Raw genomic sequence first — 12645 nt, 5'->3', positions numbered from 1 at the left:
TCAGGCCGACAGCCGCGCGTACGCGAGCTGCGCGTACAGCGCCGCCCCATCGGGCAGCACGGAGTCGTCGAAGATCGCCTCGGGGGAGTGGTTGTACGGCGCCGTCGCCGGGTCCCGGTCCGCCGGGCACGCGCCCAGGAACACGAACGCGCCGGGCACGTTCTCCAGCACGTACGAGAAGTCCTCCGACCCCATCACCGGCTGCGGCGAGACGAAGTACCGCCCCGGCCCGAACAGCTCGTCCGCCGTCCTGCCGACGAAGTCCGCCTCGCTCCCGTCGTTCACCGTGACCGGGTAGCCCATCCCGAACGACGGCTCCGCCTGCAGCCCGTGGGCCGCCGCGATGCCCTGCACGACCTCCACCAGCCGCCGCTTGACCAGCGTCCTGTTCTCCTTGCTGAACGTCCGCACCGTGGCCTCGAACTTGGCCTCGTCGGGGATCACGTTGTCCGCCGACCCGCCGTGGAAGCTGCCCACCGTCACCACGACCGGGTCGAACACGTCGAACGTCCTGGTCACCATCGTCTGCAGCGCGCCCACCATCTCGCAGCCCGCCTGGATCGGATCGAGCGAGCGGTGCGGGCTCGACCCGTGGCCGCCCCGCCCCCGCACCGTCACCCTGAACGTGTCGGCCGCCGCCATGATCGGGCCTGGCCGCGACGCGAACAGCCCCGGCGGCAACATCGCCGACACCACGTGCATGCCGTACGCCGCCACCGGCCGCGCGCCGGCGGCGTCCAGCACGCCCTCCTCGATCATGTACTTGGCGCCCTCGTGCCCCTCCTCACCCGGCTGGAACATGAAGATCACATCGCCGGCCAGCTCCTCGCGCCGCGCGCTCAGCAGGTGCGCGGCGCCCGCCAGCATCGTGGTGTGCAGGTCGTGGCCGCAGGCGTGCATCTGGCCGGGAAGCTGGGAGACGTAGGAGAGGTCGTTCTTCTCGGCCACGGGCAGGGCGTCCATGTCGCCCCGCAACAGCACGGCGGGGCCGGGCCTGCCGCCCCGCAGCACGGCGGTGACGGAGCTCAGCGCGGAGCCCGTCTTGATCTCCAGGGGGAGCCCCTCCAGCGCCGCGAGCACCTTCTCCTGGGTGCGCGGCAGGTGGAGCCCCAGCTCGGGGGTGGTGTGCAGCGAGTGCCGGAGCTGTTCGAGCTCGTCCCGCATGTCCTGGGCGGATTCAATGAACGACATGAGAAACATTGTTCATGTGCCGGGCGGGAAGTCGACAAGGCGCGCTCGGTACGATGGGCCGCGTGACTCAGCGTAAGCGGATCGACTCCTGGTTGTCCGACATGGACGGCGTCCTCGTCCACGAGGGACGGCCGGTCCCAGGTGCGGACGAATTCATCAAGCGGCTCAGCGAATCCGACAGGAAGTTCCGGGTGCTGACCAACAACTCGATCTACACCCAGCGCGATCTGTCGGTCCGCCTGGCGGGCGCGGGCCTCGCCGTGCCGCCCGAGTCCATCTGGACCTCCGCCCTGGCCACCGCCCAGTTCCTGGACGACCAGCGCGCCGGCGGCTCGGCGTACGTGATCGGCGAGGCCGGCCTGACCACGGCGCTGCACGAGGTCGGCTACGTGCTCACCGACCTCGACCCCGACTACGTGGTGCTCGGCGAGACCCGCACCTACAGCTTCACCCAGATCACCCGCGCCATCCGGCTCATCGAGGGCGGCGCCCGCTTCATCGCCACCAACCCCGACCCGATCGGCCCCTCCACCGAGGGCTCCCTGCCCGCCTGCGGAGCCGTGGCCGCCATGATCACCAAGGCGACCGGGGTCGAGCCGTATTTCGTGGGCAAGCCCAACCCGCGCATGATGCGCAGCGCGCTCAACGAGATCGAGGCGCACAGCGAGACCACGGCCATGATCGGCGACCGGATGGACACCGACATCGTCTCGGGCATGGAGGCGGGGCTGTTCACGATCCTCGTGCTCACGGGTGTCACGCAGCGTCACGAGATCGACCGCTTCCCCTACCGGCCCTCCCTGGTCGTCGACTCGGTCGCGGACCTCATCGACCTCGTCTGACCCAGCTGACCACACCGCGTACCTGACGGCCGCTGACAGGTACGCGTGGCAGGCTGAGCCCCATGACCCGTGTCTACCTGGAGATCGGCCCCAAGAAGGTGTTCGCCTGCTCGCTCGACTGGCCCGGCTGGTGCCGGATCGACAAGGGCGAGGAACCCGCACTCGACCGGCTCGCCGACTACGCGCCCCGCTACCGCGTGATCGCCGAACGGGCCGGCCTGGCGTTCGAGCCGGGCGAGCCCGAGGTCGTGGCCCGGGTGCGGGGCACCTCGACGACCGACTTCGGCGTGCCGTACGAGGTGCCCGGCCTCGACCTGGAGCCGCTGACGGCCGCCGAGGCCGAGCGCTCGGTCGCCTTGATGCGCGCCGCCTGGGAGCTGTTCGACGAGGTCGCCGCCGGCTCGCCGGAGGGCCTGCGCAAGGGGCCGCGCGGCGGCGGACGGGACCGGACGAAGATCGTCGACCACGTGACGGACGCCGAGCGCGCCTTCGCCAGGAAGGCCGGCGTGCGGCACAGGCCGTACAAGTCGGTCGAGGACCGCGACGCGATGCGGGCCGAGCTGGCGCAGGTCCTGTCCCGCCCCTGGGAGCCGCCGGCGAGCACTGACTGGCCGCCCCGCTACGCGCTGCGCCGCATCGTCTGGCACGTCGCCGACCACCTGTGGGAGATCGAGGACCGCCGCGAGCGGTAGAGGATTCTCCCCCTCGCGCACGCCCTTCTCGCAGGACCGGGCGGGTCCGGTGGAAAGAACCACACCCGCGTTTCTCCTCCTGCCCCACCGGGTTCTTGACGGCCTGGGACGATTGTTCTGACGCGAGGCCGTACAGCGGGAAGAGGCAGAAGCGCGTGGACATCAGGGCGGAGATCCTCGATCTGAAACTGCGTGTCGAGGACCTTGAGGCGACCACCGAGCACGTCAGGGAGTCGCGGGAGCAGGAGGAGCTCCTGCGCGAGGTCATCGACCGCTCGAAGAAGCTGCATGCGGAGATGGCCGCCCTGAGAGCCGAGCTCGCCGAGGCCCGCAGCGGGCTCGGGGAGGAGGTGGCGGCGGTCGGCACCGAGGTCGAGGGGGTCAGAAGAGCGGTGTCATCGCCCCGGGGCGGGCATGGCGGCGAGGGCAAGGTGGGCGAGGAGATCGCCGTCGAGTTCTCGGTCATCCGGTCGGAGATCGAGCACGAGTTCAACTTTCTCCGCTCGGAGGTCATGGACCTGGCCGTCAAGCTCGACCGGCTCAACGCCGCGCAGGAGTGACGGCGGGTCTCACAAGGAGAGAGCGGGCTCCATCACCTCGGCCGGGCACAACTGGCGGACCACGTCGCGCACCTGCGCGCGCAGGGCGGGAGCGGCCAGGCGGCCGTCCTCGTCGAAGTGCGGCCAGATCGGTGAGATCACCAGCTCGGCGCCCATCACGACCGCGCCGGCGCTCAGGAGCTGCTTGTACAGCTCCGCCTGCGCCCACATGGCCCCGCAGGCCCGCGCGCTCGCGCTCATTACCGCCACGTGCTTGCCCGACAGGCCGTCCCTGGCGGTCATCCAGTCCAGCGCGTGCATCAGCTCCAGCGGCAGCAGGCTGTGCTCGGGCGCGGTCAGCAGGACCGCGTCACCGCCCGCGACCAGCGTGACCAGGTCCCTCGCCGGCGCCGGGACGGGTCCCGGGCGGTATGCCGGGATCTCGCCCATTCCCCGCCACACCTCGAAGCCGACGCCGGGCGGCAGCTCGCCGCCCGCCGCGTCCAGCAATCTGGTGATGAATGACCCCGCGTGGAGGCTGGCGGCGATCCCGATGATTTTCACCCTCTGCTCCCCAGGGGTTCCGGTGTTACCGGGAACCTGCCCGATGTCTTGGATGTCCAAGACCATCTGCGGGTCAAGAGGCGCACAGGCCTTGCCGCCCCGCCCTCGCCCGGCCCGTCACGGCACCCCGCCGGCGCGAGGCGGGGGGACACCGGCGCTGGGGGGCATGCTGCGGCGCCGGGTGCCGGTCACGGGCTGACGGATGGGCTCGCGGGGTGGGCTTGCGGGGTTGGGCTTGCCGGGTGGGCTTGCCGGGTGGGCTTGCCGGGTGGGGCTACTGGCGGGCGGCGGCGCGGGCGCGGCGCTCCTCGCGGCGCTCCACGAACCTGGCGGCCGTGGCGTCCGTCCGCTCCAGGAACTCCGACAGCTCCAGGCGCGCCTTCTCGCCCTCGGCGTCCAGCCCGGTCTTGTCGAACACCGACCACTGGCGCAGCACCGGCATGAGCACGTCGTCCAGGTGCAGGCGCAGGTCGTAGATGCCCTCGTTGGCGATGATCATCGCCTTGCGGGCGAAGCCGTCCATGCCCTGGCCGGGCATCTGGAAGGTGGTCACCACGTCGGTCACCGCGCGCATGGTCTGGTTCGGGTCGAGCTCGAACGCCGCCTTGAGCAGGTTGCGGTAGAAGAGCATGTGCAGGTTCTCGTCGGCGGCGATCCTGGCCAGCAGCCGCTCGCAGCCCTCCTCACCGGACGCCCTGCCGGTGTTGCGGTGCGCGATGCGGGTGGCGAGCTCCTGGAAGGAGACGTACGCGAGCTGCTGGAGCATCGTGTCGTACTCCGTCATGAAGCCGCTCTCCATGTGCGCCATGCGGGCGCGCTCCAGCGCCACCGGGTCCACGGCGCGGGTGACGGTGAGGTAGTCGCGCAGGGCGGTGCCGTGCCGGTCCTCCTCGGCGGTCCAGCGGTGCACCCAGGTGCCCCAGGCGCCGTCGCGGCCGAACGTGGTGGCGATCTCGTGGTGGTAGCTGGGGAGGTTGTCCTCGGTCAGGAGGTTGACGATGAGCGATACGCGCGCCGCTTCCGGGATTCTGGAGTGCCCTTCCTCCCACGCCTCGCCCCCGTAGATGCCGTCGAAGTTGCGGCCTTCGCTCCACGGGATGTACTCGTGCGGGAACCACTCCTTCGCCACCTTCTCGTGGCGGTTGAGCTCTACCTCCACGACGGGCTCGAGGGCGTGGAGGAGCTCCGTCTGAGTCATCGCCATAAAAGATCTTCTCCTTCAGGTTACGGTACCGTAGGTTAGGCTACCCGAAGGACATACCGGTCAAATAGGGTGTACGTATGCGACCTAGTGTCCGTGGTGTCCTACTCGACCACGACGAGCGTCTGGTCCTCTTCCGTCGCACGGTGCCCGGGCGTGCCCGCTACTGGTCCGTACCGGGCGGCCACGTGGAGCCGGAGGACGGCTCCCTGGAGGACACCCTGCACCGCGAGCTGCTCGAGGAGCTGGGTGCGACGGTCTCCGACGTGACGTTCCTGGTCAGCGTCTCATATCCGTGGCGCGGTGAGGTCAAGACGCAACATGTCTTCGGGTGCCGGTTGGTGTCCATGGACCCGGAGCTGCGGCACGGGCCCGAGTTCGAGGATCCTTCGCGTGGATTGTTCGAGGTGGAGCGGGTTGCGCTGGAACGGTCGGAGATCTTCTCCCGCAACCTGATCCCGCAGGCGGTGGCCGGCTACCTCTCCGCCAACATCGCGGCCCTGCCGCGCCTCATCGGCTGACCTCGCCGGGCTCCGCCGGCGCCCCGGACGCGAGGCCGGCCGCCGCCTCGCCGGGGGTCGTCAGCACGGCGAAGAGGGCGGTGAGCCGTCCGGCCAGCTCGTCCGGCGGCGCGTCGGTCAGCGCCGCCGTCCCCAGGACGCTGCGCATCAGCCACACCCCGGCCTGCACCGAGAGCATCAGCTCGGCCCGCACGTCCGCCCCCGCACCGGACAGCTCCTCGTTCAGATGCCGCCCGGCGTGCCGCCCGATCGCCTCGCGCATGATCCGCGCCGCCTGCGGGCTGGCCGCCGACCTCAGCATGAGCAGGAACGGCCCCAGCTCCCCCGCCCCCGGCTCCGTCCGCCGCACCAGCGCCCGCGCGGTCTCGCCGGGCAGCTCCGCGCCCGTGCCCGCGATCACCGTGCGGGGCGCGAAGGAGACGTCCACGGCCTCGGCGAAGAGCTGCTCCTTCGAGCCGAAGTAGCGGTTGATGAGCATCGCGGTCACGCCCGCGTCCTGGGCGATGTCCCGCACCCCCACGCCGTCGTAGCCGAACCTGGTGAAGGCGGTGACCGCCGCGTCCAGGATGGCCTGCCGGGTGGCGGCGGCGTCGCGGCGGCGCTTGCCGGTCTGTGCGTCGGCGGATTCAGTCATGTCTACGAGTGTATACTTGGAGCGAAGTCTACAGATGTAGACATAACTGCGACACGAAGTGAGCACTCCATGGATCTCGAACTGACAGGCAAGCGCGCGCTGGTCACCGGCTCCAGCTCCGGGCTGGGCGAGGCCATCGCCAAGGCGCTGGCCGCCGAAGGCGCCGACGTGGTCGTCCACGGCCGCGACCGCGCCCGTGCAGAAGCCGTCGCCCAGGCGATCCAGGAGGCGGGAGGCGGCGCCCGCGTCGCCGTCGGAGACCTGGCCACCGACGAGGGAGCCGACGCCGTGGCCGGGGCCGCACTGGCCGGCGGGCCGATCGACATCCTGGTCAACAACGCCGGCGCCTACCCCCACCGCGGCTGGAAGGACGCCACCCCCGCCGACTGGAGCCGGACCTACGAGGTCAACGTCGTCTCCGCCGTCCGCATGATCCTGCGCGTGGTGCCCCGCATGCACGAGCGCGGCTGGGGCCGGGTCATCCAGATCGGCGGCGGGCTCGCCGTCCAGCCCGGCGCCGACCTGCCGCACTACAACGCCACCCTGGCCGCCCGCCACAACCTGACGGTCTCCCTGGCCCGTCAGCTCAAGGGAACCGGCATCACCGCCAACACCGTCGCCCCTGGCGCCATCCTGGTCGACAGCGTCCAGCGGTTCCTGACCGATCTCGCGCCCGCCCGCGGGTGGGGCGAGACGTGGGAGGAGATCGAACGCAACGCGATCGAGGAGCTGGTGCCGAACGACGTCGGCCGGATGGGGCGGCCCGAGGAGATCGCCGCCGCGGTCCTCTATCTCAGCGGGCCGCACGCCGGCTACGTCACGGGCACCACGCTGCGGGTGGACGGCGGCACCGTGCGCGGCGTGCACTGACAGTGCATCCATGGGCGCCGGCGGTCAACGCAGCACCTCGACCTTCTCGCCCAGCTCGTTGACCGCCGCCAGCGCCGGGTCGCGTTTCCTGGAGACCGCGTACGTGCCGCCCACCGCCCGCCCGTCCACGGTGATCCGAATGACGCGCCGGCTCCCGGCGGCCACGTAGTACCCCTTGCCGGACGGCGCCCGCCACCAGACCCCCGACACCACGTCACGGCGCAGCCGGCTGCAGTCCCACGAGTTCGCCCTGGTGCCGGTCGGGGTGGCGGAGGTGCGTCCGCCCGCGGTGCTGAACAGCACGCCCCGCACCGTGCTGCCGCCGGTCGCCTCGGTCGTCCGCAGGCAGACCCAGCGCCCGCGCGCGCCCTCGGGCAGCCCGCCGCTCCAGAACTCCCACGCGGTCGCCGCCTCCAGCTCGCCCTGCGGCAGCTCGACCGCGCACGCCAGCGCCTTCCACACGGTGAAGCCGTCGGGCAGGGTGTCGAGCTCGTACGGGCCGTACCGGTTGATCTCGGCGGGCGGCGGCGGCTGGTAGTAGGCGTTGGCCAGGGACAGCCGCCCGAAGTCCAGCATCGTGTACGGCATGCCGTGCGCGATCTCCGGCGCCCGCAGCCGCAGCACGGGCCCCTGCCAGCAGGTCTTGCCCCGCAGCGCCTTGACCGGCGCCGTCACGCCGCCCTGGGCGCCGACCCGCCGCCAGTTCGGGGCCGCGCCGGTGAGCGGCGCGGCCGAGACCTCCCGCACCCACGGCGGCAGCAGGTAGCGGCTGCCCTGGGCGGTGGTGACGAGCTTGAGCGGGCTGGCGCCGTCGGGCTTGGCGCGCGGGGCGGGGAACGCGGTGAGGGCGCCGGTCCCGCCCGTCTCGGTGTAGCGGGCGACCTGCTCGCCGTGGCGGATCAGCACGACCGTGGTGCCGTCGAGGCGGCCGGCGTACAGGACCTGCCCGTCGTCGCGCCCCCACGCCCGCAGCGCTCGCATGATCAGCGCGCGGTCGCCGGTGAGCGAGCCTCGCGCCTCCCACGTGGCCAGGTCCAGGTCGGTGCCGGCGCGCCAGGCGCCGGGCGGCGCCGAGACGGCCCGCGGCCCGGCGGGCGGGCGCGCGGCCCCGGCGACCCTCGGGGTGTCGCCGAGCAGCGGCAGCGACGCCGCCGCGGTCAGCACGCACGAGAGCGCGACCACCGGGACGCCGAGCCGGATCCGCCGGTCCAGTGGCCGGGCGTAGCAGCGGGCCAGGGTCGGGTCGGTGGCGGGCCGGAACATCGTCGCGGCTGCCTCGCCGAACCTGGCCTCCAGATCGGCGACCGCATCCAGGGCGGCTCGCGGGTTCGGCACCCGCGCGCCGTCCAGGATCGCCCGCACCTCCGCCTCGGGCCGCCCTTCCAGCCGCAGCAGCGCGTACGCGGCGCGGGCCGCGGGCCGCAACGCGTTCAGCTCCTCGGTGAAGGCGACGTCGGCGCCCCGGGTCACCGCGGGCACCGCCTCCATCCGCGCCAGCCGGCCCGACCAGGGCAGGATCAGCCGGTGCAGCGCGCTGCGCAGCAGCGCCCTGCGCAGCGCGAGCTGGTCGCGGGCGGCGTGCCGGGCGAGCACGGCGGCGGCCAGCCGGTGCGCCAGCACCAGCCGGCGCTCCTCGCCGATGGAGGGAGGGAGGGTCAGGTAGGCGAGCCAGACCAGGTCACGGTACGGGCGCGCCAGACTGCTGCTGGCTCGGATCGACCGGCGCACGAAGGTCCTCACAAAGGGTGATGAGTGAGATGCTTATCGTGACAGCAGGGTAGTTGGAGGTCCTACCGGTTATGTGCCGGATGCCGAAAACAGCGGGCTCAGGGGTCGCGGCGCAGGCGCTTGACGTCCGAGCGGTGCTTCTTGGCGGCGATCCGCCGCTCCACCGACCCGCGGCTCGGCTTGGTCGGCCGCCGCCGCTTGGGCGGCGCGGCGATCGCCTCGCGCAGGCGCTGCGCCAGGCGGTGCGCGGCGGCCTCCCGGTTGCGGAGCTGCGAGCGGTACTCCGATGCGGCGATCGTGATGGTGTCCGACCCCAGCCGCTCGAGGGCGCGCGCCTTCAGCGCCGGCGGCAGCGCCGTGCTGCCTGCCACGTCGAACGTGAGCTCCACCCGGCTGTCCGTCGTGTTGACGCCCTGACCACCCGGGCCTGAGGAGCGGGAGAAACGCCAGACGAGCTCGATGTCGGGGATGACGATCGAGTCGTTGACGACCAGCGGGCCGGGCATGCGCGGAGCTCCTGTTCTGCAAGGAGAGCGTCTGTGATGACATGTCACCGTATCCGGCTGCCATATGCCATCCGCAATGGCATTTTTCGCGGCCCCGGCCCTGTACGGCCGATTGCAAGCGGCGTGTGGCAGCATTCCGCGAAAAAGATCACGGGGAGGCGCGGGTGGCCGTCATCGTCGGCGTGCACGGGATCGGCAAGTACGACTACTACCTCGAAGCGGGCAGGTCCGCGACGGGGGCGGCCGAGGCCATGCGCCGCAAATGGGACCGCTATCTGCACGCGGGGCTCGGCGGCGAGCCGCGCGCGTACTTCGCCGAGATCGCCTACTTCTCCCATCTGCTCAACGACGGGGACGGCGAGTACGACCCGGCGGCCCCCAGGCGGGCGATGGAGCTGCAGGCTCAGCAGGTCCTCGTCGACTGGGCGCGGCAGATCGGCGTGGGCGAGCACGTCACGGGGGCGCTCAAGTCGTTCACCGGCTGGCTGCTGCAGCGGCTGGACGGCAGGTCGGCCGCGTTCGCCAAGCTGTTCGCGCCCGAGGTGGCCGCCTACCTCACCGACCAGGCCAGGCGCGAGAAGTCGCGGCAGGCCGTGGCCGAGTGCATCAGGAAGAACCGGCCGAAAGTGGTCATCGCCCACTCGCTCGGCAGCGTGGTCGCCTACGAGGCGCTGTGGGCCAACCCCGACCTGGAGGTGGACCTGCTGATGACGCTCGGCAGCCCGCTCGGCATGCGCAACGTCATCTTCGAACACCTGCTGCCCGCCCCCGTCAACGGCCGCGGCGAGCGGCCCAAGGGCGTCAAGCGCTGGGTGAACATCGCCGACAAGGACGACATCGCCGCCATCCCGCCCGCGCTGGCGAGCAGCTTCACCGGCGTGGACGTCGAGCAGCTCGTCAACCTCGACTGGATCGACTTCCACACCGCCGCGAAGTATCTGGGCTGCCCGGAGCTCGACCCGCATCTGCGACCATTCCTGGCATGACGTGGATAGTCTTCGACTACGGCGGTGTTCTTTCCCTGCCCCAGCCCGAGTCCGACGCCGAGGCCATGGCGCTGGCCGTGGGGGCCGAGCCCGAGTCCTTCAAGCGCGGCTACTGGGAGCACCGGCTCGACTTCGACCGGGCGAGCCTGAGCCCGCACGCCTACTGGTCGGCCGTCCTGGGCAGGCCCGCCGCCCAGCGCGAGGTCGCCCGGCTGGTCGCCATGGACGTGGCGAGCTGGGCCTACCCCAACCACGGCACCGTCACCCTGCTCGGTGAGCTGCTGGAGTCCGGCCGCGACGTGGCGCTGCTGTCCAACGCGCCTGTGTGCGTCGGAGACGGCCTGGACGAGCTGCCCTGGATCTCCGCCATCGGACGGCGCTTCTACAGCGGGAGGATGGGGCTGGTGAAGCCGGACCGGGAGATCTACGACGAGCTGGCGCGCGGGCTCGGCGCCGACCCCGCCGAGATCGTCTTCATCGACGACCGGCCGGAGAACGTCGAGGGGGCGCGGCGGGCGGGCATGACCGGGGTGCCCTTCACCGACGCGGACACGCTCAGGGCGGCACTGCGTTCCGAACCCTGGCGGGCCACGGGCGCACGCTGACCGGCCGGCGCTGTTCACCCACGCTCGCAACCCCGGTGGGCCACGGGCGCACGCTGACCGACCGACGCTGTTCACCCACGCTTGACTCCGCGGTCACGGCGGAGTCAGCGCAGGTGGACATACCTGGGAACGTGGACCGCAGAGCCTTCCTGACAGCGGCGACAGCCGGCCTTCTCCTCCCGCAGCCCGCCGCCCAGGCGGCGGCCGTGTCCTCCTCCAGGACACTCAGATCCGACCCGTTCACCCTCGGCGTGGCCTCCGGCGACCCCTCCGCCGACGGCTTCGTCCTGTGGACCAGGCTGGCCGTCGACCCGCTCGGCGGCGACGGGCGGGGCGGCATGCCCTCCCGCGACGTCGAGGTCGGCTGGCAGGTCGCCACGGACGAGCGCTTCGCCAAGGTGGTCAAGTCCGGAACGGCCACCGCGAGGGCACGCGACGCCCACAGCGTGCACGTCGAGCTGAAGGGGCTCGAACCGGGACGCGACTACTTCTACCGGTTCAGGAGCCAGGGCCGTCTCTCCCCGGCCGGCCGCACCAGGACGTCGCCCGCAGGAGAGACCCCGCTCAACTTCGCGGTGGCCGCCTGCGCCCACTACGAGCACGGCTACTACACGGCCTACCGCCGCCTCGCAGAGCAGGAGCCCGACCTGGTCGTCTTCCTCGGCGACTACATGTACGAGTACGGCCCCAGCGGCTACACCGCCCTCGCCGGTCGCGTACGCACCCACACGCCGGGCAAGTGCCAGACCCTCGCCGACTACCGGCTCCGGCACGCCCAGTACAAGAGCGACCCCGACCTCCAGGCCGCGCACGCCGTCGCGCCGTGGCTGATGTCGTTCGACGACCACGAGGTGGAGAACAACTGGGCCGGCCACGTCTCCAGCACCGGCGCGCCGGGCTTCGAGCAGCGGCGCGCCCAGGCGTTCAAGGCCTACTACGAGAACATGCCGCTGCGCCGCGCCAGCATCCAGGGCGCCGTGCTCCGGGTCAACCGCCGCGTCTCCTGGGGCACGCTGGCCCGCTTCCACCTGCTCGACACCCGGCAGTTCCGCGATGACCAGGCGTGCCTGGACGGGGTGCGGGCGGGCTGCGACGAGCGGCTCGCGGACCAGCGCACGCTGCTCGGCGACGACCAGTGGCGCTGGCTGGAGAGCGGGCTCAACGACTCCACCACCCGCTGGAACCTGCTCGGCCAGCAGATCATGGTGGCCCACCGCGACTACAAGATCGGGCCGGGGCGCGAGGTGAACCTCGACTCGTGGGACGGGTACGCGGCCGAGCGGACGCGGCTGCTCGGGTCCCTGAGCCGGACGGCCAACCCCGTCGTGCTGACCGGTGACGCGCACATGCACCACCTGGCCGAGCTGAAGACCGACTTCGACGATCCTGACTCGCCGGTGGTGGCCAGGGAACTGGTGGCGTCGTCGATCGCCAGCGACGGGGACGGGTATCGGGACCGGACGTGGATCTCGGAGGCGTTGCAGGAGAATCCGCACATCTCCTACATCGACCAGCGGCGGGGGTATCTGATGGCGCGGCTGACCCGGGATCAGTTGTCGGTGGATTTCCGGACGTTGGATTACATCTCCCGCAGGGGCGCGCGGGCCAGGACCGCCCACCGGCTGACCATCCCGGCCGTCACCGGTGCCGCCGCCGCCGGTCAGGCCGCGGCTCCGCGCGTTCGCTGAACGTCCGCTGGGAGCCCGCTGAGGATCCGCTCAACCGTTTTGTCCACATGATGAGACCCGGCCGGACTCCGAGTGGCA

Annotated in this window: 14 protein-coding genes; 8 read left to right on the top strand and 6 right to left on the bottom strand. The window is 71.7% G+C overall.

Annotation, left to right across the window (positions count from 1 at the left end; translation table 11 throughout):
- A complete protein-coding gene (locus FXF51_RS33675) occupies positions 1-1191 on the bottom strand; it encodes a M20 family metallopeptidase (protein ID WP_148438741.1) in 1191 nt (396 codons plus the stop codon).
- Between the two features lie 53 nt (positions 1192-1244).
- Between FXF51_RS33675 and FXF51_RS33670 the strand changes: the two genes are divergently transcribed.
- The 3 genes from FXF51_RS33670 (at position 1245) to FXF51_RS33660 (ending at position 3285) form a co-directional block, all read left to right on the top strand.
- Positions 1245-2033: an HAD-IIA family hydrolase gene (locus tag FXF51_RS33670; RefSeq protein WP_222871581.1), complete on the top strand. Its 789-nt coding sequence runs from the start codon at positions 1245-1247 to the stop codon at positions 2031-2033.
- A 62-nt stretch (positions 2034-2095) separates the two neighbouring features.
- A complete protein-coding gene (locus FXF51_RS33665) occupies positions 2096-2725 on the top strand; it encodes a hypothetical protein (RefSeq protein WP_262380015.1) in 630 nt (209 codons plus the stop codon).
- A 155-nt stretch (positions 2726-2880) separates the two neighbouring features.
- The gene (locus FXF51_RS33660) at positions 2881-3285 is read left to right on the top strand and encodes a hypothetical protein (protein WP_148438738.1); all 405 of its coding nucleotides are present in this window, start codon (positions 2881-2883) and stop codon (positions 3283-3285) included.
- Between the two features lie 9 nt (positions 3286-3294).
- Here FXF51_RS33660 and FXF51_RS33655 read toward each other — a convergent pair whose 3' ends face one another.
- Positions 3295-3828, bottom strand: a complete 534-nt coding sequence (locus FXF51_RS33655) for an NADPH-dependent FMN reductase (protein WP_187414707.1) — start codon at positions 3826-3828, stop codon at positions 3295-3297.
- Positions 3829-4102: 274 nt separating this feature from the next.
- Positions 4103-5032 (bottom strand): acyl-ACP desaturase, encoded by a 930-nt coding sequence (locus tag FXF51_RS33650; RefSeq protein WP_148438736.1) that lies wholly within the window; start codon positions 5030-5032, stop codon positions 4103-4105.
- 77 nt (positions 5033-5109) lie between these two features.
- Here FXF51_RS33650 and FXF51_RS33645 point away from each other — a divergent pair, with 77 nt between their 5' ends.
- Complete coding sequence (locus tag FXF51_RS33645) at positions 5110-5550, top strand: NUDIX domain-containing protein (RefSeq protein ID WP_148438735.1); 441 nt, start codon at positions 5110-5112, stop codon at positions 5548-5550.
- On the opposite strand, the gene FXF51_RS33640 is transcribed toward FXF51_RS33645, so the two are convergent.
- Positions 5540-6184 (bottom strand): TetR/AcrR family transcriptional regulator, encoded by a 645-nt coding sequence (locus tag FXF51_RS33640; protein ID WP_148438734.1) that lies wholly within the window; start codon positions 6182-6184, stop codon positions 5540-5542. The two genes, FXF51_RS33645 and FXF51_RS33640, sit on opposite strands and share 11 nt — an antisense overlap.
- 69 nt (positions 6185-6253) lie before the next feature.
- Between FXF51_RS33640 and FXF51_RS33635 the strand changes: the two genes are divergently transcribed.
- Positions 6254-7054, top strand: a complete 801-nt coding sequence (locus FXF51_RS33635) for an SDR family NAD(P)-dependent oxidoreductase (protein ID WP_148438733.1) — start codon at positions 6254-6256, stop codon at positions 7052-7054.
- Between the two features lie 24 nt (positions 7055-7078).
- Here the strand turns inward: FXF51_RS33635 and FXF51_RS33630 are convergent, their stop codons facing one another.
- Together FXF51_RS33630 and arfB are read right to left on the bottom strand one after the other, a co-directional pair.
- Entirely contained in the window at positions 7079-8782 is a 1704-nt protein-coding gene (locus tag FXF51_RS33630) for a hypothetical protein (protein ID WP_148438732.1), read from the bottom strand.
- Between the two features lie 98 nt (positions 8783-8880).
- Positions 8881-9288 carry an alternative ribosome rescue aminoacyl-tRNA hydrolase ArfB gene (gene arfB / locus FXF51_RS33625; protein ID WP_148438731.1) on the bottom strand — a complete coding sequence of 136 codons (408 nt, stop codon included), beginning with the start codon at positions 9286-9288 and terminating at the stop codon, positions 8881-8883.
- 164 nt (positions 9289-9452) lie between these two features.
- Between arfB and FXF51_RS33620 the strand changes: the two genes are divergently transcribed.
- From FXF51_RS33620 to FXF51_RS33610, 3 genes are all read left to right on the top strand, one after another.
- Entirely contained in the window at positions 9453-10274 is an 822-nt protein-coding gene (locus FXF51_RS33620; RefSeq protein ID WP_148438730.1) for a hypothetical protein, read from the top strand.
- Positions 10271-10879 (top strand): HAD family hydrolase, encoded by a 609-nt coding sequence (locus FXF51_RS33615; RefSeq protein WP_148438729.1) that lies wholly within the window; start codon positions 10271-10273, stop codon positions 10877-10879. The genes FXF51_RS33620 and FXF51_RS33615 overlap by 4 nt, the downstream gene beginning before the upstream one ends.
- 131 nt (positions 10880-11010) lie before the next feature.
- Positions 11011-12567: an alkaline phosphatase D family protein gene (locus FXF51_RS33610; RefSeq protein WP_148438728.1), complete on the top strand. Its 1557-nt coding sequence runs from the start codon at positions 11011-11013 to the stop codon at positions 12565-12567.
- Positions 12568-12645 lie beyond the last annotated feature (78 nt).

This window comes from Nonomuraea sp. PA05, assembly GCF_008086045.1.
In the GTDB taxonomy this organism is placed as follows: Bacteria; Actinomycetota; Actinomycetes; order Streptosporangiales; family Streptosporangiaceae; genus Nonomuraea; species Nonomuraea monospora.
The sequence above is the reverse complement of the archived record's forward strand: the minus strand, read 5'-3'. Positions and strand labels throughout refer to the sequence as shown.

Excerpts from the sequence above, each read along its gene's own strand:
- FXF51_RS33615 (WP_148438729.1), top strand. The coding sequence starts at position 10,271 with ATGACGTGGATAGTCTTCGACTACGGCGGTGTTCTTTCCCTGCCCCAG.
- FXF51_RS33670 (WP_222871581.1), top strand. The coding sequence starts at position 1,245 with ATGGGCCGCGTGACTCAGCGTAAGCGGATCGACTCCTGGTTGTCCGAC.
- FXF51_RS33665 (WP_262380015.1), top strand. The coding sequence starts at position 2,096 with ATGACCCGTGTCTACCTGGAGATCGGCCCCAAGAAGGTGTTCGCCTGC.
- FXF51_RS33650 (WP_148438736.1), bottom strand. The coding sequence starts at position 5,032 with ATGGCGATGACTCAGACGGAGCTCCTCCACGCCCTCGAGCCCGTCGTG.
- FXF51_RS33675 (WP_148438741.1), bottom strand. The coding sequence starts at position 1,191 with ATGTCGTTCATTGAATCCGCCCAGGACATGCGGGACGAGCTCGAACAG.
- FXF51_RS33645 (WP_148438735.1), top strand. The coding sequence starts at position 5,110 with ATGCGACCTAGTGTCCGTGGTGTCCTACTCGACCACGACGAGCGTCTG.
- FXF51_RS33635 (WP_148438733.1), top strand. The coding sequence starts at position 6,254 with ATGGATCTCGAACTGACAGGCAAGCGCGCGCTGGTCACCGGCTCCAGC.
- arfB (WP_148438731.1), bottom strand. The coding sequence starts at position 9,288 with ATGCCCGGCCCGCTGGTCGTCAACGACTCGATCGTCATCCCCGACATC.
- FXF51_RS33640 (WP_148438734.1), bottom strand. The coding sequence starts at position 6,184 with ATGACTGAATCCGCCGACGCACAGACCGGCAAGCGCCGCCGCGACGCC.